Genomic DNA, 19,495 nt, shown 5'->3' on the forward strand with positions numbered 1-19,495 from the left:
ACTACCGGGGTTGGGGCAGAATGGAGGCATGCCGCGTTCCAACCGTCCCCGCCGCCCTGCCTCCGGAAAGCCGGGCGTAGCTGGCGGAAAGCCGGTAGGCAAGAAGGGCAACGGCGACGTTCCGGAGTTGGATTTGGAGCGTGCCCGGGCTGGAATCGCCCGCCGGGAAAGCGCGCCCGACGGCGAGTGGACGGTCAGGACCATGACCGCCAGGAACGCGGAAAAGACCTACATTTGCCCCGGCTGTTCCACCGCTGTGGTCCCCGGCGTCGCCCACCTGGTGGTCTGGAAGGACGATCACATATTTGGTGCGGCCGCAGGCCTGGCTGAGCGCCGCCACTGGCACACCAACTGCTGGCTGTCCCGGACGTACCGTTACCGCTGACTCGGAATAGCCCGGCGAAGGCTCCGCCCCGGAGAAACCGCGTTAGGAGCCAGCGCACTGCGCCTGCGGACGCCGGGAGTCGCTAAGCTGGCAGGCATGACTTTTGATCCCGCGTCGTACGAATTCAGCCAGCCAACAAGGCCCGCACCCATCCGCGCGTCAACGGTGCTGCCGGCCCGGCGCGAGAACATTGAGCTCCGCACGGAGGATGGCCACACGCTGGTGGGGGAACTGGCGCTGCCCGAGTCCGGCCAGGTCACAGCGACGTTGATCACCCTGCATCCGCTTCCGACGCACGGCGGTTTTATGGACTCGCACGTGTACCGCAAGGCGTCCTACCGGCTTCCGGCCCTGGCCGGCGTGGCTGTGCTTCGTTTCAACACGCGCGGGACGGAGTCGCCGCGGGGAACCAGCGCAGGTTCCTTCGAAGAGGGGATCGGCGAGCGGCAGGACGTTGAGGCGGCGGTACGTTTCGCCGTCGAACGCCAACTGCCCAACCGATGGCTGGTGGGCTGGTCCTTCGGCACCGAACTGGCGCTGATGTACGGTGCCGTTGAGCCGGTGGCGAGCCAGATTGAAGGTGCCGTCCTGCTGTCGCCTCCGCTGCACCGCGCCACCGACGCCCACCTGCGTCTCTGGGCGGACTCAGCCAAGCCGCTCACCGTCCTCGTGCCAGAGCATGACGACTACCTCCAGCCCGCCGCCGCCGCTGAACGTTTCAGCTTGGTGCCGCAGGCCCGGGTGGTGGGTGTCGACGGCGCCAAGCACCTTTGGGTGGGGGAGAAATACGCTTCCCGCGTGCTCAACGAAATTGTGGATGAGGTGACGGAGGCAGGCTCCGGACCCGAAGGCCTGCCGCAGGTGTGGAACGGCCCGGTGGCCACCGCGGCCGCCTAGCGGCTGACGCTACTGGTGCCTGTCCGCTGGTGCCTGACCGTTAGTGCTTGTCCTGGCGGACGATGTAGATCTCCTTGACTAGCAACAGGATGGCGGCCGCCGTCGGGATGGCGATCAGCGCCCCCAGGACTCCCAGCAGGCTGCCGCCGGCAATCACGGAGATCACGGCGACGGCGCCCGGCACGGCCACGGCTTTCTGCATGATGCGCGGCGAGATGAAGTAGGCCTCGAACTGGAGGTAGGCGAAGTAGCAGATGCCGTAGACGGCGGCAGTCTGCCACCCGACCGTCAAGGCGATCAGCAGGACCACGATGCCGGCGATCATGCCGCCCACCAAGGGGATGAACGCCAGCAGTGCCACCACGAAGGCCAGCAAGAGGGCGAACGGGACACCCACAATGGACATCACGATGAACGCGAACGTGGCATTGAGCAATGCCACGCAGGCCTGCCCGATCACGTAGTTGCCGACGGATCGGGTGATCTCCTCGGAGAGTGCTTCAACCCGGGCCCGGCGGGACCGCGGCGCCAGCCGGTAGCCCCACTTCTTCATGGCCGGGAGGGCTGCCAGGAAGTAGAGGCTCAGGACCAGGACGATCAATGTGCCGAAGAGACCGTTGGCCAGGGTGGAACCGAAGCCAACCACGCCACCGAAGATCCCGCCCATCGCCGCCGGATCATTGACGAACTTGTCGAGTTCCTCGTTGATGCGGTCGCGCACGCCAAACTGGTCATCCACGTTGCGGAAGAACTCAGAGTCGATAAAGTCCCGTACCCAGGTGGGTGCCTGCACCACAATTTGGGTGACCTGTTCCACGATGGTGGGGATGAGGGTAGCGAAGAACCCTCCCACAGCCACCACCAGGACCAGGACGGCCAGGAGAATGCCGACCGGGCGGGGAATCCGGCGGTTCTCCAGCCAGCCGACCACGGGTTCCAAGCCAAGGGCTATAAACAGGGCAGCCACAATCCACAGCAGCAGCTGTGTGGTGTTGGAGCCGATCCAGTAGACCAGCAGGGCAAGGCCCACTCCAACAGTGCCCATGAAGCCCATATAAAGGGGATGTTGCATCGACATCCGGGGACCCGGGCGGCCAAACTGCGCGGCTTTCCCGCCAGTCTCGCCGTCTTCGGTGGAGGCAGGAACTTCGGTGTGGTTGTATTCCGGCGGGATCTCAAACCGGAGCCTGGGCTGGGCGCCCGGCAGCGGCTGGCGCAGGCGCCGAACAAGCTGGCCAAGGGCCGAAGCTGCGGAGCCCCGTCGCTTCGCCGTCGCAGGCGTGTCCGGCGAGGATTCCAAAGCGCCAGCGGCCGGTTGATTTTCGTGTCCGGTGGAGGACTCTTCCGTCTTGTCAGTCACTGGATTCTGGGGCCTGTTCCGTGCGTGGCGCCGCATTTGCGGGCCGGTGTGATGATCATCGCAAACACTATCAGCAGCCTTGCCAACAGGAGCGAGGGCGCCCGCCGGGCCTCCCGGGCGCCGCCGATTCCGGACCCCGCTGGCGGCCAAACGGGGGTTCTGGTAACAAAACGGTTACTATTGAAAGTAAACCCCCGCGAATGATAGGTGTTTCCTTTGCGCTTCAAGACTGCAGTTGCACTCGTGCTGCTCGGCCTCCTGACACTTCTGGCCGGTATTGGCCAGAAGACAATCTGGGCTCCCTCCGAGACCTTTACGGCTTCCGCCCCGGCAGATGCCGCGGAGGCGCCACTGACCGTCATCGACCAGAACCTGCGCACCGCGCAGGGCGGAACGGTGAAGATCAAGATCGAAGGCGACGGCAACTTCATGCTCGCGGCCGGCCGTCCTGACGACGTGGACGCCTGGGTGGGCCCGACGGCCCACAACACCATCACCGGGGTTTCCGAGGACAACAAATCCCTGCAGGTTGAGCACGCCGACGGCGACGCCACGGCGCCGGATCCGTCCGGATCCGACCTCTGGGTTTCCACTGAGAACGCGAGCGGTGAGCTGGAGTACTCGTGGACGCCGCCCGCTGACGGCGAATGGTCACTGCTGCTGGCGTCCGATGGCACCAAGCCCGCCCCGTCGTCGATCTCCATGACGTTCCCGAATGACACCTCCACCCCGTGGGCCATACCGCTCATGGTGATTGGCGGTCTGCTGATCTTCGCCGGCATCGCCCTGGTGGTCCTGTCCGCACGCAAGCGGGACGGCGAAGGCAACGGCACAGGAAGCCTGTTCGCCCGGCGCGCCCGGGCCAAGGCCGAGGCAAGGTCCGCCTCACGGCTCGGCATGGTGTCCGGCGGCATGGTCACCGCCGCAGTGACCGCCCTCATTGTGGCCGGAACGGGTGTTGCTGCGAACGCTGCCACCACGCCCGCGCCGGCTCCCGGATCAGCATCGCCGGAGGCCGCCCAGGCGGCCGCGCCGGTCCTCCTGGACGCCCAGTTCCGCAGGATCCTGGAGCAGGTCTCCAGCACCGCCGACGCCGGTGACGCCGCAAAGGACGCAGCCAAGCTCGCAGAGCGCGTAGCCGGAACGGAGCTTGAGGTCCGTACGCAGAACTACAAGATCCGTTCCCAGGTGGGCACTTATGAAGCCCGGATGCCCGTCCGGTCCACCAAGCTCCTCACCACGGTGGTCACCAGCGACCGCAGCTGGCCGCGTTCAGTCCTCGCCGTTACGCAGGGTGACGGCAACGTCGTCCCGCAGCTGCTCACCCTGGTCCAGCCCTCCCCGCGGGAGAACTACAAGCTGACCGAGACCACCCCGCTGCAGCCGGGAACCACGTTCCCCGCCATCGGCCGGAACGGCACCGACACGCTGGCCGCCAACGACAAATCCGGCCTGCTGTACAGCGGCGAAGAAGCCCTGGCCGGGCTGGCCGACCGCCTGACGAATTCAGAGTCGAGCTTCAAGGACAAGCTGGTGGAAGGCGCATCCTCGCCGTACATCGCCGATACGCTCTCCTACCAGGCCGAGGTAGTCAAGTCCGGCGAAAACGGCAACTTCTCCTTCACCCACAAGGTAGTACCGGAAAGCACTGTGGTGTTCCGGACGGCCGACGGCGGGGCGCTGGTGCTGGGCCGGATCAACTTCGGCTTTGATGGCACGCCCAAGGCCTCCGGTGACAAGCTCACCATCGGCGACGACGCCGCGGCGCTCGCCGGCGGCAAGGAAACCACCACCGGCATGGTCCTGGACTTTGCTGAATCAATGGCGGTCTACGTTCCGCCGGCAGGTTCTACGGACCCCATCAAGCTGGTGGCCGCAACGCGCGGGCTGGTAGGCGCAAGCTTCAAATAGGCCCGCAGGGTCCAGTCCCAGATGCAGTACCCCCGGCAGCGGCCGGAGTGGCTAGAGTGGAAAGCATGAGTTCGCCAGCTTCCCGCCCAGTCCCTCCAGCCGCTGCCAGCCTGCTTAACCTGCGTGGCGCCGTCGACCTTTCATCCCTGAAACAGCGCCAGGCGCCGCCTGCGGCTCCCGGCAATCCCCCTGTTTCCGGGGATGCGGGTGCCAGCGCAGAAGCCGGTGCGGTAATGCCCGACGACGGCGCGGCACCGCTGCGGGTCACTGTCACCGAAGGCAATTTCCAGGAACTCGTGGAGCTTTCCGCCCAGGTTCCGGTGGTCTTCGCGCTATGGGCCGCGTACTCGCCGGAATCCGCCGCGATGCTCGACTCGCTGGAGCGTGTCATCAACAGCTACGGCGGCCGCCTGGTCTTGGGGGCGGCGGACATCGAAGCCTTCCCGCAGCTGGCAGAGGCCTTCCAGGTCCAGGCCGTCCCCACGGCCGTCGCCGTCCTCAAGGGCCAGCCGGTACCGCTCTTCCAAGGCGGCGCCGACGAATCCCAGATCCGGCCCCTCCTGGATGAACTGCTGAAAGTCGCAGCCGCCAATGGGGTTACGGGCAGCCTCGGCCGGGGCAGCGCGCCCATGGAGACTGAACCAGCACCTCTTCCGCCGCTGTACCAGGCCGCGTTCGACGCCATAGAGGCGGGCGACTATGAGGCCGCCGCCGTGGCCTACCGGCAGGCCCTGCTGGAAATGCCCGCCGACGCCGAGGCCAAGGCCGGCCTGGCCCAGGTGGAGCTGATGGCCCGGCTCCAGCCGCTCTCCGCCGAGGACTCGGAAGCCCTGCGTACCGTCGCCGCCAACGAACCTGACAATCTGGCCGCCCAGCTGGGCGTGGCGGACCTGGACGTGTCCGGCGGCCACGTGGAGGACGCGCTGAACCGCGTGGTCAGCTTCATCGGCCGGAACTTCGGCCCGGAACGCGAGACCGCCCGCGTACGCCTCCTGGAGCTCTTTGACGTGGTGGGCACGTCCGACCCCCGTGTTGCCAAGGCACGCCAAGGACTCGCCAGGGTCCTGTTCTAGTGCCGGCCCTGTTCCAGCCGCTCAAGCTCCGCTCCCTGGAGCTCACGCACCGCGGCTGGGTATCACCCATGTGCCAGTACAGCTGCGGTCCCGACGGCGCACCGGGGGTTCCGAACGACTGGCACCTGATGCACCTGGGCTCCTTCGCCGCGGGCGGCGCGGCGTTGATCCTCACCGAGGCGGCTGCCGTGAATGCGGCCGGCAGGATCAGCCCCCGCGACGCCGGGCTGTACAACGACGAACAGGCCGAGGCCTGGCAGCGGATCACGTCCTTTGTGCACCGGCACGGTGCCGCGGAAGCGAAGATCGGCGCCCAGCTTGCCCACGCCGGCCGGAAAGCGTCCACCTACTGGCCGTTCGCCGGGCAGCGGGGGAGCGTCCCGGAGTCCGACGGCGGCTGGCCCACGGTGGGGCCGTCACGGCTTGCCTTCGACGGTTTTGCCGAACCCGCCGCGATGACCGAGGCGCAGATCCAGGACGTCATTTCCGATTTCGCGGCCGCCGCAATGCGTGCCGTGGACGCCGGCTTCGACACCGTGGAGATCCATGGCGCGCACGGCTACCTCCTGCACCAGTTCCAAAGCCCGCTGATCAATACCCGGACCGATTCCTGGGGCGGGGATGTGGCGGGACGGCACCGGCTGATGCTCGCCGTCGTTGATGCCGTCCGCAACGTCATCCCCGAATCCATGCCCCTGCTGCTGCGGATTTCAGCCACCGACTGGGCGCCCGGCGGCGTCGATGTCCAGGCTTCGGTCCGGCTGGCCGCCCAGGCGGCGGAGCACGGAGTGGACCTCATCGACGTCTCCAGCGGCGGGGCCGTGGCCCATCAGGACATCAGGCCGGGTCCGGGCTACCAGACGGAGTTCTCCGCACGCATCCGCCGGGAAGCCGGTGTCCCCACAGGCACCGTGGGTCTGCTGACTTCCGCAGGCCAGGCCGAGCATGCCGTGGCCACCGGGCAGGCCGACGGCGTGTTTATTGCCCGGGCCGCGCTCCGGGATCCGCACTGGTGGCTCCGGGCGGCATTTGAATTGGGGCACGACCTCCCCTGGGCACCGCAGTACGAACGGGCCATGCCGCGGCATTCGTTCTAGGGTTCCCTACGCCTTTGGCACTACTCCCGCGGGAGGACCCCCTCGGCAGGGCCCTGGGTCTAGGCTGGCATCATGACTGCTGCGCATCCTGATCCCCACCCCGATCCGGTGGTGCACGCCGGGTCCGTTCCTGCCCTCTCCATCCGCGGCCTCGCCAAGCGTTTCGGCGGAAAAATCGCCGTGGACGGCATCAGCCTCGACGTCCCGGCAGGTTCGTTCTTTGGCATCGTTGGGCCCAACGGCGCCGGCAAGACCACCACGCTGTCCATGGCCACCGGCCTGCTGCGGCCCGACTTCGGCACAGCCGTTGTCCATGGGGTGGACGTCTGGGCCCGGCCGCTGGAGGCCAAGAAGCTGATGGGCATCCTCCCTGACGGTGTCCGCCTCTTTGACCGGCTCACCGGTGAACAGCTGGTCACGTACGCGGGGCTGCTGCGTGGCATGGACAAAGACGTGGTGGCCTCCCGCGTGGGGGAGCTGTTGTCTGCCCTGGACCTCTACGAGGACGCCGGGACCCTCGTGGTGGACTATTCGGCCGGCATGACAAAAAAGATCGCCCTCGCCTCCGCCCTGATCCACGCCCCGCGGCTGCTGGTGCTCGATGAACCCTTCGAGTCCGTGGATCCCGTCTCGGCGGCCAACATCCGGTCCATCCTGGACAGTTATGTAGCCTCCGGCGGGACGGTGATCGTCTCGAGCCACGTTATGGACCTGGTCCAGCGCATGTGTGACCACGTCGCCGTGGTGGCGGCCGGCAGGCTCCTCGCCACCGGGACCGTGGACGAAGTCCGGGCGGGCGCAACGCTGGAAGAAAGGTTTGTCCAGCTGGTCGGCGGACGCAACCACACGGAAGGCCTGGAATGGTTGCGCACCTCCTAAGGCTCAAACTGACCCTGCTGCGGAACGGCCTTCGCCGCAGCCCGTGGCAGCTCGTCGGCCTGGCGTTCGGCGGTCTCTATGCCTTGGGGCTGGTGGGCATAGTGGTCGCGGCACTGGTCCTGCTGCGCACTGAAGACCCCGAATTGGCCCAGACGGTTGTGGTGCTTGGTGGTTCAGCGGCATTCCTGGGTTGGGGCCTCATTCCGGTGGTCGCGTCCGCCGCGGACCTGACACTGGACCCTGCCCGCTTTACCACCTCCGCCATCCCCATGCGCCAACTGCTCACGGGACTGGCCCTCGGTGGGCTGATCGGCATCCCCGGCCTGGCAACCGCGCTCGCCGCGCTCGCCACCGTGTGGACCTGGGCCCGTGGCCCCCTTCCTGCGGTTGCCGCACTGGTGGGTGCCGCCGTCGGCGTTCTGACATGTATTGTCCTGTCGAAAGTGGTCACCACCGCCACCGCCAGCCTGGCGTCGTCGCGCCGGTTCAAGGATGTCAGCGCCATCGCATTTATGGTCCCGCTGGTCCTGATGGGCCCGATCGTCGCTGGCGTGGGCAGGGGCATCACCGCCTCGACGGGTTTCCTTCCGGAGCTGGCTGCCACCTTGTCCTGGACACCGCTTGGTGCCGCGTGGTCCCTCGGTGGTGATGTTGCGGCTGGCCGCCCGGGAGCGGCCGCACTGAAACTCGTAATCGCCGCTGCATCCCTCGCAGTCCTGTCCTGGTGCTGGAAACTGCTCCTTGAACGGGCCCTGGTCAACCCGCCCTACGCCGGCAGCGGGAGCCGCAAGGGTGGCAAACTGGGGCTGTTTGATCTTCTGCCGGCCACACCGGCCGGTGCAGTAACAGCGCGCGCGCTGACCTACTGGCTGCGCGATCCCCGCTATTCCGGTTCCCTGGTGGTGGTCCCGCTGCTCCCCATCCTGCTGGTGTTCCAGGGCAGCCAGTCCGGTGACTACGGGGTACTGGCGGTGGCTGCACCGCTGGCTGCCTTCCTGCTGGCTTGGTCCATCTCAGCGGACGTCTCCTATGACAACACGGCATTCGCGCTGCATGTGGCCACGGGCGTCCGCGGTGTGGACGACCGGCTGGGCAGGGCGTTGGCCTGCCTGGCCTTTGCCCTGCCCGTGGTGCTGATCTTTGCGGTGGGCCAGTACTTCTTTACCGGCAGCTGGTCGGACCTGCCAGGCCAGTTGGGCTTGAGCCTGGGCATCCTCTTCACCGGGCTGGGCCTGTCGTCCGTGGTATCGGCACGCTACACCGTGGCAGTCCCGTTGCCCGGCGACAGCCCGTTTAAGAAGCCCCCGGGCAACGTAGGGCAGACCATGGCACTGCAGTTTGTCGGCATGGGCGTCCTGAGCCTGCTGGTCCTGCCCGAGGTGGGCCTGTTCATCGCGCAGCTGGTCACGGGGAATGCCATGTTCGGGTGGGCCAACCTGGCCGTCGGCCTGATGCTGGGACTGGCGCTGTTCGGTGCGGGCATTCGGCTGGGTGGAAAGTGGCTTGATGCCCGCGGACCCGAACTGCTGGCCCAACTGACCGTCAACCGCTGACTCCGTAAAGGACCAGACGTAATGCACCAGAAAGGCGGCCGGACATGGAAGTGGTCATCCTCCAGGGCAGCAAGCTGATCGGACAGCTCGTCGCCGATGCCATCGAGGCCCTGCTCCGGCGCAAGCCCACCGCTGTACTGGGTCTTGCCACCGGGTCATCGCCGCTGCCGGTGTACGACGAGCTGGCAGCGCGTCACCAGCGTGATGGGCTGGACTTCAGCAAGGCCCATGCCTTTGCCCTGGACGAATACGTGGGGCTGGACCATGGTCATCCGGAGTCCTACCGGGAAGTCATCCGGCGGGAATTCACCAGCCGGGTCAATATCGCCGAAGGCAACGTCCATACGCCTGACGGGGCGGCCGCGGACCTGCCTGCGGCCTGTTCCGCCTACGAGGAGGCCATGCGGGCAGCGGGCGGCGTGGACCTGCAGCTCCTGGGCGTGGGTACGGATGGCCACATCGGCTTCAACGAGCCCGGTTCCTCGCTCGCATCCCGGACGCGCATCAAAACGCTGATCGAGCAGACGCGCCGGGACAACGCCAGATTCTTTGGCAGCCTGGCAGAGGTGCCGCATCATGTGGTGACCCAGGGGCTGGGCACCATACTCGAGGCACGGCACGTTGTCCTCATCGCTACCGGGGCACAGAAGGCACCGGCCGTCCGCGACTTCGTGGAAGGGCCCGTCGCCGCCATCTGCCCGGCCTCGGTCCTCCAGTTCCACCCGCACGCCACCATCCTGGTGGATGAGGCCGCGGCATCGTCGCTGAAGCTCGCCGACTTCTACCGGCACACGTACGATCACAAGCCTGCCTGGCAGGCGCTGTAATTCCGGCCACACACCACGCGGGTGCGTAGCGGCGTTGCGCGGAACGGCCGACGGCGGCGGGTGCGGTGTGTGCAAAACGGTCCTCCCGCCGTCGAACGTCCTCCGTCCCGGGACGCTAAGATGGATGCCATGACTAGCATGACGGACCCTCTCGAAAACGACCCGATGCGCGAGCTTTCCGGGGCTGGAACGTCCACGGCAACCATCGAGCGCGAAGAGCTGCGCCAGGAAGTGGAGCCCGGTGACCGGGAACGCTTCTCGCACTACGTGCGCAAGGAAAAAATCATGGAATCCGCGCTGACGGGTGATCCTGTCATTGCCCTCTGCGGCAAAGTGTGGACGCCGGGCCGGGATCCGCAGAAGTTCCCGGTGTGCCCCATGTGCAAAGAGGTTTATGACGGCCTCCGCCCGGGCAACGACGGCGGCAAGGGTCCCGGAGGGGACTCGGGCAACAACAAGTAGTGACGGAGACGCTCTTTGGCGGCCCCACCCTGCCACCGGCTTATCCGGAACGCGCAGCCTGGGGAACCGCCCAAAAACTCCGTGCCTGGCAGCAGCAAGCACTTGACCTCTACTTCAGGACCGATCCCCGCGACTTCCTGGCCGTAGCAACTCCCGGCGCCGGCAAGACCACCTTCGCTCTGCGCGTGGCCTCCATGCTCATCGAATCAGGGGCGGTCAACCGCGTCACCATCGTGGCACCCACGGACCACCTGAAACGACAGTGGGCGGACGCCGCTGCCAAGGTGGGCATCGCCATCGACCCCAACTTCAAGAACTCCGACGGCCAGCACGGCCGCGGTTTCGTTGGCGTCGCTGTCACCTACGCGCAGGTGGCCAGCAAACCCATGCTGCACCGCGCCAAAACCGAGGCAGCCCGCACCCTGGTGATCCTTGACGAGATCCACCACGGCGGCGAAGCCCTGTCCTGGGGCGACGGTCTCCGCGAAGCGTTTGACCCTGCGGCACGGCGGCTCTCCCTGACCGGTACGCCGTTCCGCTCCGACACCTCGCCCATCCCGTTCGTTGAATACGCGCAGGACAAAGACGGCATCCGGCGCTCGAAAGCGGACTACACCTACGGCTACGGCAATGCCCTGCGTGACCACGTGGTGCGCCCGGTCATGTTCATGGCCTACTCGGGCCAGATGCGGTGGCGCACCAGCGCCGGCGAGGAAATGGCGGCCTCCCTGGGCGAGTCCGCGGTCACCAAGGACATCACGTCGCAGGCGTGGCGGACGGCGCTGAACCCGGCCGGGGAGTGGATTCCCGCTGTCCTGGCGGGGGCGGACAAACGCCTCAGCGAAGTGCGCCGCACGGTTCCGGATGCCGGCGGGCTGGTCATCGCCACGGACCACGAGGATGCCCGTGCCTATGCCGGGCAGCTGAAAAGGATCACCGGCGAATCGCCCACGGTGATCCTTTCCGACGATGCCAAGGCCTCCAGCAAGATCGAAGAATTCACCGTGAGCGAGAAACGGTGGATGGTGGCCGTCCGCATGGTGTCAGAAGGCGTGGACGTGCCCCGGCTCTCCGTCGGCGTCTATGCGACGTCCACCTCGACGCCGCTGTTCTTCGCCCAGGCTGTGGGCCGCTTTGTGCGCGCCCGGAAACGCGGCGAAACGGCCTCGGTCTTCCTGCCGTCCGTGCCGATGCTGATGGCCCTGGCCAACTCGATGGAGGCCGAACGCGACCACGCGCTGGACCGCCCCGAGAAAGAGGACAGCGACGGCCTGTTCAATCCCGAGGACTCGCTGATGGAAGAGGCCAACCGGGAGGACAAGGCGTCCGACAGCCTGACCAAGGGCAAGTTCGAGGCCCTCGACTCGCAGGCGTCCTTCGACCGGGTATTGTTCGACGGCGGCGAGTTCGGCACCGGGGGAGAAGTGGGCTCGGAGGACGAACTGGACTTTCTGGGCATCCCCGGACTGCTGGATGCCGAGCAGGTGGGGACGCTGCTGCGGCAGCGCCAGCACGAACAGCTCAACCGCAAGAACCGGCGCGCACCGGCAGCCGAGCCGGCCGCCGCGGGGCCGGCCATACCAGACCACCGGATGCTGATGGACCTGCGCAACGAACTGGCCAAGAACGTGGCGGCCTGGTCGGCGCGGACCGGAACCCCGCACGGCGTGGTGCACACGAAGCTGCGGACCGTCTGCGGCGGCCCTCCAGTGGCCCAGGCGAACGAGGAACAGCTTCAGTCCAGGCTGCGGAAGCTCCAGGACTGGTTCATCGGCCGGAAGTAGTACTTACGCGACTTCGACGCCGCCCAGCTCCATTTCGGCGACGGCATCCTCCAGGTCCTCGGCAATGCCTGCGGTGAGTGAACGGATGACTGTGACGGAGTAGCCGGCCTGGACCGCGTCCAGCGAGGTGGCCATCACGCAGAAGTCGGTGGCGATCCCCACCACTACAACGTCCTCCACGTCGTGGCTTTGCAGCCAGTCGTCCAGTCCGATGGCGTTGTCCGCGGGTGCGTAGGCTTCTGCGTCAGCGGGCATGGCGCCCGGCTGGCGTTCCCCGGTGGGGACGGCATCCTCAGGTGCCAGCAGGCCCTCAAAGCCGGAGTACGCCGCGGCGAACTGGCCCTTCTGGAAGTAGGCCTGGATGTATTCGCTGTCCAGGTCCGGATGGAGTTCCGCGCCGCGAGTGCCGGCCACGCAGTGCCGCGGCCAGCTGTCCTTGTGATCGGGCGTGTCGGAAAAATGCGCGCCGGGATCGATGTGCCAGTCCTGGGTGGCAACGATGTGGTCAAACTCGAGGTGGTGGGCATCAATGTATTCGCTGATGGCTGCTGCTACGTCCGCGCCGCCGGCCACGGCAAGGGAACCGCCCTCGCAGAAGTCGTTCTGGACGTCGACGATGATCAGGGCGCGGGACATCAGTTCTCCTCGTAGATGGTGGGGATGGCAGGCTCGCCGCGCTGCAGGCGGTTGACGACGCCGGGCAGTTCGGCCATGGTGTCCGCGTGCCGTTGGCGGGCGCGGACCACACCCTCGTGTCCGGTCCAGCCCGGCAGCAGCTCGCCGTTCTTCATAAACTGCTGGAGCAGCGGCCGGTCGTTGCCGTCGTCTTCGGGGCGGTGGCCGATGCCCACAATCTCCTGGGTGGCCAACCCCCGTTCGTTGAGCTTGCGCAGCGCGTACTTCCGGCCGCCCATGCTGGTTTTGTTCTTGGCGGTTTTCGCCACGGAGACGAAATTGCCGGCGTCGTCGGTGCGGCTTACGAGCTTGTAGACCATGCTCGCTGTCGGTGCACCGGAACCGGTGACCAGCGAGGTGCCCACACCGTAGGAATCCACCGGGGCGGACTGCAGCGCGGCGATGGCGAACTCGTCCAGGTCCGAGGTGACCACGATCTTGGTGTTCACGTTGCCGAGCTCGTCCAGGAGGCGCCGGACCCATTGGGCCTGGGCCACGAGGTCGCCGGAGTCCAGCCGGACGCCCCCCAGTTTGGGCCCCGCCAACTCGACGGCGGCACGCACCGCTGCTTCGACGTCGTACGTGTCCACGAGCAGCGAGGTGCCGGGTCCGAGGGAGGCGATCTGCGCCTCAAAGGCTTCCCGCTCGGTGTCGTGGAGGAGCGTGAAGGAGTGCGCGGCGGTCCCTACCGTTTTGATGCCGTACCGGAAGCCGGCCTCGAGGTTGGAGGTGCTGGCGAACCCGGCAATGACGGCGGCGCGGGCTGCCGCGACTGCCGATTCCTCGTGCGTGCGCCGGGATCCCATTTCGATGCAGGGCCGGTTGCCGGCCGCGGTGACCATGCGGGACGCGGCGGAGGCGATGGCACTGTCATGGTTCAGGACCGAGAGCAGGTAGGTCTCCAGCATGCAGGCTTCGGCAAACGTTGATTCGACAATCAGGATGGGGGAGTTGGGGAAGTACGCCTCGCCCTCGGGGTAGCCCCAGATGTCACCGGAAAAGCGGTAGCTCGCCAGGTAGTCCAGGGTGTCCTGGTTGACCACGCCGGTCCGCCCCAGGAAGTCCAGCTCGGCTTCGCCGAACCGGAAGTCGGCGATGCCCTCCAACAGGCGGCCCGTTCCCGCCACAATCCCGTACCGCCGGCCGTCCGGCAGGCGCCGGGCAAAAGCCTCGAAGACCGACCTGCGGTGTGCGGCGCCCGAGTGCAGGGACGCCTGCAGCATGGTCAGCTCGTAGTGGTCTGTGTAAAAGGACGTGCGGGGATGGTCCCAGCTGGCGGAGGTACTCACAAAATTCACTCTAGTGTGCATCCCCATAGAATGGACAGATGACCTTAAGCGTTGCGCTCGGCCCTGATACACAGGAGGGCACCCGGACCGGGACAGAGGCGTCCACGGACTCCCTGACCGCCCCGGACATCCCTTGGAACCTGGTGATCTGGAACGATCCCGTCAACCTGATGAGTTACGTCAGCTATGTCTTCCAAAGCTACTTCGGCTACTCCGAGTCCAAAGCCAACAAGCTGATGATGGAAGTCCACAAAAAGGGCCGGTCCATTGTTGCCCACGGCAGCAAGGAACAGGTTGAGCGGCATGCCGTGGCCATGCACGGCTTCGGCCTCTGGGCCACCGTGGAGAGGGCCTCCGGCGGGAATGGTGGAAACTCCAAAAACTCAGGAAAATCCGGCGGGTCCGGGCAGGGCAAGGGGAAACGTGGCTAAGGCATTCAAATACGGGCTCAAGGGCATCACCGGGTTCCTGGAACCCGCCGAACGGGAACTGCTCCGCAGCCTGATCGATGACGTCATCTCCATGCTCCAGCCGGCCGAACATACCAGCCAGGATCCGCTGGCCGCCCTGATCGGACTGGATATGGACGTCCAGGAACCGACAGACCGTGCCGTTAAGCGGTTGCTGCCCAACGTGATGAAGAACGACGACGGCGCGTCCCTGGAGTTCCGCCAGCTCACCGAGCGCTCGCTGCGGGAAACCAAGATCGGCGCGCTGCGCGCCGCCGCGCTGGACCTGGACAGGGACGAAGTGGTCCTCACCGCCGAAGGGGCAGGGTTTTGGTCCATGGCCCTGAACGATGTGCGCCTGGTGCTGGCGGAACGCCTGGATATCCGGGATGAAGAGGACGCCGAACACGTGCACCTGATGCAGGACTGGTCCCAGGCCGAGGACGTGGAAAGTTACCTCGCCCTGGTGTACAACTTCACCACGTGGCTGCAGGAATCACTGGTCCAGGCGATGCTCCAGTCCCTGGACGCACGGGCCTGAACTGCTGTCCTGTTCCGGGATTCGACCGGCAATGTGACAAATTTGACATGAGTCGGGCGCCACAATGTGATGGCTGCGGCCCCGGGGAAGACCTATCCTCGAATAATCATGACTACAGCCTCGAGCATGGATCCGTCAGGCGCAGCCGCATCGGACTCCGCAGCCAGCAGCACCACGGCCCAGGTGGGGTCCCGCCCCATCGGCATCTTTGATTCCGGTGTCGGCGGACTGACCGTGGCGCGGTCCATCATCGACCAGCTCCCCAACGAGTCCATCCTCTATGTGGGGGACACCGCCAACGGGCCCTACGGGCCATTGCCTATTGCCGAAGTCCGCGCCAACGCCCTGGGCGTGATGGACGAACTGGTGGACTCCGGCGTCAAGCTGCTGACCATTGCCTGCAACTCGGCGTCGGCCGCTGTCCTGAGGGACGCCCGTGAGCGGTACACGGCGAAATACGGCATCCCCGTCATCGAGGTGATCCAGCCGGCCGTCCGGCGGGCTGTCGCTGCCACCCGCAGCGGGCGTATCGGCGTCATCGGAACCTCCGCCACCGTTGGTTCACGGGCTTACGAAGACACGTTCGCCGCCGCGCCGGACCTGGCGATCACGTCCGTGGCCTGCCCCGAGTTCGTGAGCTACGTGGAGGCCGGGATCACCACCGGACCCGCCCTGCTGGCTATTGCCGAAGAGTACCTGGCGCCGCTGAAGGCGGCAGGCGTGGACACCGTGGTGCTGGGCTGCACGCACTACCCGCTGCTGACCGGCGTCATCTCGTTCGTGATGGGCGACGCCGTGACGCTCGTGTCCAGCGCGGAGGAAACGGCGAAGGACGTGTACCGGGCCCTCGCCACCCACGACCTTCAGCGCACTGCTGCAACACCGCCGGAACACCATTTCATCGCCACCGGTGACGCCGGCCAGTTCGAAACGCTGGCCCGCCGTTTCCTGGGGCCGGAGGTCCTGTCCGTCCGGCACGTGGACCATGTGGCGGCCCAGTACCCCACCGGCAGCCTGGCGCGGATCACGCCCGAGATGATCGCGGCTGCGCAGACCGCCAGCGCCCGGCAGTCGTCGTCGGGACCTCGGATTTCGAACTTTGTGGGCGCCCACCGGGCCGGAGGACCTGCCCTGTGAAGCTCACCATCGTCGGCTGCACCGGCTCGTTTCCCGGCCCGAGCTCCCCGGCGTCCTGCTACCTCCTGACCGCCAGCGACGGCGAGCGGACGTGGAAGATCGTGATGGACCTTGGCAGCGGAGCCCTGGGCGCCATCCAGCGCTACACGGACCTTGAGGACATCGATGCGATCTTCCTGACCCACCTGCACCCGGACCACTGCATGGACTTGTGCGGCCTGCACGTGGCCGTCCGCTGGAAGCCCGGCGGCTGGGGGCGCGGCAGGATTCCAGTGTGGGGCCCCGCCGCGACGGCGGACCGGATGGCCACCGCCTACGGCCTGGAGCTCGATCCGGGGATGCATGAGGAATTCGACTTCACCAACTGGACCGAACGGGAATCCGTCACGGTGGGGCCGTTCACGGTGACGCCGTTCGCGGTGAACCATCCCGTGGAGGAGGCCTACGCCCTGCGGGTGGAAGTGACCGAACCGGACAAGCAGGGCAACGGTGTCAGCCGGATCCTGACGTATTCCGGGGACACCGATTCCTGCGCGGGACTGGAGGAAGCGGCAAAGGACGCTGACCTGTTCCTGTGTGAGGCCGCCTTTGAGGAAGGCCGCGACGACGACATCAAGGATGTCCACCTGACCGGAAAGCGTGCCGGCGAGGCCGCGGAGAGCGCGGGCGCGCGCCGGCTGTTGCTCACGCACATCCCCGTCTGGACATCGCCCACCACCGTTATGGCCGAAGCGCGCCCCGTGTTCGGCGGCGACGTGGCCGTTGCCGTGGCCGGTGTGCACTACACCGTCTGATCGGCTGCGCTCCCGGTCCGCTGCTCTCGCCGCGGCGGGACGGCTCGCCGTGAGTCGATAAGCTAAAGGCATGACTTCTGAAGCAACCGCAGTGCCCGTAGTGCGCGCCGATGGCCGCGCCCCCGACCAGCTCCGCCCCATCAGCATCACCCGCGGATGGTCCAAGCAGGCCGAGGGATCGGCCCTCATCGAGTTCGGCAACACCAGGGTCCTGTGCACGGCGTCGCTCACGGCGGGCGTGCCGCGCTGGCTCAAGGGCGAAGGCCGCGGCTGGGTCACGGCGGAGTACGCCATGCTTCCCCGGGCCACCAACACCCGTTCCGACCGCGAATCTGTCAAGGGGAAAATCGGCGGGCGGACCCACGAGATTTCCCGGCTGATCGGACGCTCGCTGCGTTCCATCATTGACACCAAGGCCCTGGGCGAAAACACGATAGTCCTTGACTGCGACGTCCTCCAGGCCGACGGCGGAACGCGCACCGCGGCCATCACCGGCGCCTACGTGGCACTGGCGGACGCCATCCGTTTCGCCCGCGACAACAAGCTGATCGCCAAGAACGCCCAGCCCCTGATCGACACGATCGCAGCGGTTTCGGTGGGCATCATCGACGGCGTGCCCATGCTGGACCTGCCCTACGTTGAGGACGTCCGCGCCGAAACCGACATGAACGTGGTGGTCACCGGATCCGGCAAGTTCGTGGAAGTCCAGGGCACCGCAGAGGGTGCTCCCTTCGACCGGGACGAGCTGAACCAGCTGCTGGACCTGGCCCTCCTGGGCACCACCGCCCTGGCGGCGATCCAGCGCGAAACCCTCGCCGACGCACTGTGAACCAGGAAGCTGTGAACCCGAACGCTGAACCTGACGGCGCGCCCGTACCGCGCCTCGTCCTGGCCACGCACAACAAGGGCAAGCTCAGGGAGCTCCGGGAGCTGCTGCGCGGACAGGTCCCCGGCCTCGACGTCGACACGCAGGTGGTGGACGCCGCGGCGGTGGGTGCGCCAGACGTCGTCGAAACCGGCGTGACGTTCGCCGAAAACTCGCTGTTGAAGGCGCGGGCCGTTGCGGAGGCCACTGGGCTGGTGGCCATCGCCGACGATTCGGGGCTGGCCGTGGACGTACTGGGCGGGGCGCCTGGAATCTTTTCCGCGCGCTGGTCCGGCCGGCACGGTGACGATGCCGCCAACCTGAAGCTTCTGCTGGACCAGCTCTCCGATGTCCCTGACGGGCACCGTGGAGCCGCGTTTGTCTGCGCTGCGGCCCTGGCTGTCCCGGGACCGGGCGCTGAGAGCCGCGAAGTGGTGGAGTACGGCCAGCTTGAGGGGACCCTCCTGCGCGAACCCCGCGGCAATGGCGGCTTCGGCTACGACCCCGTGCTGCAACCGGCCGGCGAGGACCGCAGCTGCGCTGAATTGTCAGCGGCGGAAAAGAACGCGATCAGCCACCGGGCGAAGGCCTTCCGGGCACTCCTGCCGGCCATTGTCGAGGCACTCGCCGGCCCGTAGGGCACACACCCGAAACGCCAGCTGACAGCTAAGGGAGCCCCACCATGGTGGGGCTCCCTTAGTTTTGTCTATGGAGCCAGCGCCGGCCGGCGGCGCTTTAAGTTACTAGTCCCGGTGGGTCTTCCGTTCGGCTTCGGGTTCGTGCTCCTCAATGAATTCGTCAACGGGGTCGGTGCCGAACTTAGCCGCCTGGCGCTTGGCGGAAATTCCGCGGAGTACTTCGATGCCGATCGGAATCACGGAGACCAGCACGATGACGATGAAGATGATGTCCAGGTTCTCCCGGACCCACGGGACCCTGTCACCGAGCAGGTAGCCCAACAGCGTGACGCCGCTGCCCCACAGGACCGCGCCGATCACGTTGAACAGGAAGAACTTCTTTTTGTTCATCTGGGCCACGCCAACGATCACGGGCACGAAGGTCCGGATGATCGGCACAAAGCGGGCGAGGATCAGCGCCTTGCCGCCGTGCTTTTCGAAGAAGGCGTGTGCGTTCTCCACGTTTTCGCGCTTGAAGAGGCGGGAGTTCGGCTTGTTGAATATGGCGGGACCGGCCTTGGAACCGATCAGGTAGCCGGTCTGGTTGCCGATGATGGCGGAAATGGTGATCAGGAGCGCCAGGAGCCAGACATTGAACTGGATAGTGTCCGTTGCCACCAACAGCCCTGCCGTGAACAGCATCGAATCGCCGGGAAGGAAGAATCCCACCAGCAGGCCGGTCTCGGCGAAGACAATTCCGCAGACCAGCAGCACCACCCAGGGCGCAAGTGCGGGATCGGCCAGGAAAATCTGGGGGTTCAGCCAGTCGGGCAGGAAGGAGGCCAGCTGCGGCTGGACCGGTCCTGCACCACCCAGCATGGGCGCGGCAAGGTCGCTGAT

20 protein-coding genes are annotated in these 19,495 nt (G+C 66.6%); 16 read left to right on the forward strand and 4 right to left on the reverse strand.

Annotated features, from left to right (window positions below):
* Positions 1-28: 28 nt before the first annotated feature.
* Entirely contained in the window at positions 29-385 is a 357-nt protein-coding gene (locus CXR02_RS06130) for an ATP/GTP-binding protein (protein WP_104061174.1), read from the forward strand.
* A 96-nt stretch (positions 386-481) separates the two neighbouring features.
* A complete protein-coding gene (locus CXR02_RS06135; protein ID WP_104061175.1) occupies positions 482-1,282 on the forward strand; it encodes an alpha/beta hydrolase in 801 nt (266 codons plus the stop codon).
* A gap of 40 nt (positions 1,283-1,322) precedes the next feature.
* On the opposite strand, the gene CXR02_RS06140 is transcribed toward CXR02_RS06135, so the two are convergent.
* Entirely contained in the window at positions 1,323-2,642 is a 1,320-nt protein-coding gene (locus CXR02_RS06140; protein ID WP_104061176.1) for an AI-2E family transporter, read from the reverse strand.
* Between the two features lie 216 nt (positions 2,643-2,858).
* Here CXR02_RS06140 and CXR02_RS06145 point away from each other — a divergent pair, with 216 nt between their 5' ends.
* The 8 genes from CXR02_RS06145 (at position 2,859) to CXR02_RS06180 (ending at position 12,228) form a co-directional block, all read left to right on the forward strand.
* Positions 2,859-4,553 carry a hypothetical protein gene (locus CXR02_RS06145; protein WP_258060830.1) on the forward strand — a complete coding sequence of 565 codons (1,695 nt, stop codon included), beginning with the start codon at positions 2,859-2,861 and terminating at the stop codon, positions 4,551-4,553.
* 65 nt (positions 4,554-4,618) lie between these two features.
* Positions 4,619-5,626, forward strand: coding sequence for a tetratricopeptide repeat protein (locus CXR02_RS06150; RefSeq protein WP_104061177.1), 1,008 nt, complete (start codon positions 4,619-4,621; stop codon positions 5,624-5,626).
* On the forward strand, positions 5,626-6,723 hold the full coding sequence (locus CXR02_RS06155; protein ID WP_104061178.1) for an NADH:flavin oxidoreductase/NADH oxidase: 1,098 nt from the start codon (positions 5,626-5,628) through the stop codon (positions 6,721-6,723). The genes CXR02_RS06150 and CXR02_RS06155 overlap by 1 nt, the downstream gene beginning before the upstream one ends.
* 72 nt (positions 6,724-6,795) lie before the next feature.
* Complete coding sequence (locus tag CXR02_RS06160; RefSeq protein WP_104061179.1) at positions 6,796-7,602, forward strand: ABC transporter ATP-binding protein; 807 nt, start codon at positions 6,796-6,798, stop codon at positions 7,600-7,602.
* Positions 7,584-9,155: a transporter gene (locus CXR02_RS06165; RefSeq protein ID WP_104061180.1), complete on the forward strand. Its 1,572-nt coding sequence runs from the start codon at positions 7,584-7,586 to the stop codon at positions 9,153-9,155. The genes CXR02_RS06160 and CXR02_RS06165 overlap by 19 nt, the downstream gene beginning before the upstream one ends.
* Before the next feature lie 44 nt (positions 9,156-9,199).
* On the forward strand, positions 9,200-9,982 hold the full coding sequence (gene nagB / locus CXR02_RS06170) for a glucosamine-6-phosphate deaminase (RefSeq protein ID WP_104061181.1): 783 nt from the start codon (positions 9,200-9,202) through the stop codon (positions 9,980-9,982).
* A gap of 120 nt (positions 9,983-10,102) precedes the next feature.
* Positions 10,103-10,444 carry a DUF3039 domain-containing protein gene (locus CXR02_RS06175; RefSeq protein WP_056349372.1) on the forward strand — a complete coding sequence of 114 codons (342 nt, stop codon included), beginning with the start codon at positions 10,103-10,105 and terminating at the stop codon, positions 10,442-10,444.
* Positions 10,444-12,228: a DEAD/DEAH box helicase gene (locus CXR02_RS06180; RefSeq protein WP_104061182.1), complete on the forward strand. Its 1,785-nt coding sequence runs from the start codon at positions 10,444-10,446 to the stop codon at positions 12,226-12,228. The genes CXR02_RS06175 and CXR02_RS06180 overlap by 1 nt, the downstream gene beginning before the upstream one ends.
* A gap of 3 nt (positions 12,229-12,231) precedes the next feature.
* Here CXR02_RS06180 and CXR02_RS06185 read toward each other — a convergent pair whose 3' ends face one another.
* Positions 12,232-12,864 carry an isochorismatase family protein gene (locus tag CXR02_RS06185; protein ID WP_104061183.1) on the reverse strand — a complete coding sequence of 211 codons (633 nt, stop codon included), beginning with the start codon at positions 12,862-12,864 and terminating at the stop codon, positions 12,232-12,234.
* A complete protein-coding gene (locus CXR02_RS06190) occupies positions 12,864-14,192 on the reverse strand; it encodes a nicotinate phosphoribosyltransferase (RefSeq protein ID WP_104061184.1) in 1,329 nt (442 codons plus the stop codon). Before CXR02_RS06190 ends, CXR02_RS06185 begins: the two co-directional genes overlap by 1 nt.
* A 38-nt stretch (positions 14,193-14,230) precedes the next feature.
* Here CXR02_RS06190 and clpS point away from each other — a divergent pair, with 38 nt between their 5' ends.
* From clpS to rdgB, 6 genes are all read left to right on the forward strand, one after another.
* Positions 14,231-14,623 (forward strand): ATP-dependent Clp protease adapter ClpS, encoded by a 393-nt coding sequence (gene clpS / locus CXR02_RS06195; RefSeq protein ID WP_104061185.1) that lies wholly within the window; start codon positions 14,231-14,233, stop codon positions 14,621-14,623.
* Entirely contained in the window at positions 14,616-15,182 is a 567-nt protein-coding gene (locus CXR02_RS06200) for a DUF2017 domain-containing protein (RefSeq protein WP_104061186.1), read from the forward strand. Before clpS ends, CXR02_RS06200 begins: the two co-directional genes overlap by 8 nt.
* Positions 15,183-15,251: 69 nt before the next feature.
* Positions 15,252-16,319 carry a glutamate racemase gene (gene murI / locus CXR02_RS06205; protein ID WP_104061187.1) on the forward strand — a complete coding sequence of 356 codons (1,068 nt, stop codon included), beginning with the start codon at positions 15,252-15,254 and terminating at the stop codon, positions 16,317-16,319.
* Positions 16,316-17,113 (forward strand): MBL fold metallo-hydrolase, encoded by a 798-nt coding sequence (locus CXR02_RS06210; protein WP_104061188.1) that lies wholly within the window; start codon positions 16,316-16,318, stop codon positions 17,111-17,113. The genes murI and CXR02_RS06210 overlap by 4 nt, the downstream gene beginning before the upstream one ends.
* Positions 17,114-17,183: 70 nt before the next feature.
* Positions 17,184-17,942, forward strand: a complete 759-nt coding sequence (gene rph / locus CXR02_RS06215; protein WP_058932038.1) for a ribonuclease PH — start codon at positions 17,184-17,186, stop codon at positions 17,940-17,942.
* Positions 17,939-18,616, forward strand: a complete 678-nt coding sequence (gene rdgB / locus CXR02_RS06220; protein WP_258060831.1) for an RdgB/HAM1 family non-canonical purine NTP pyrophosphatase — start codon at positions 17,939-17,941, stop codon at positions 18,614-18,616. Before rph ends, rdgB begins: the two co-directional genes overlap by 4 nt.
* A 105-nt stretch (positions 18,617-18,721) precedes the next feature.
* Here the strand turns inward: rdgB and CXR02_RS06225 are convergent, their stop codons facing one another.
* A complete protein-coding gene (locus CXR02_RS06225; RefSeq protein WP_104061292.1) occupies positions 18,722-19,495 on the reverse strand; it encodes a DedA family protein in 774 nt (257 codons plus the stop codon).

Origin of the sequence: Arthrobacter sp. 4R501 (assembly GCF_002929755.1) — a bacterium.
GTDB lineage: Bacteria > Actinomycetota > Actinomycetes > Actinomycetales > Micrococcaceae > Arthrobacter.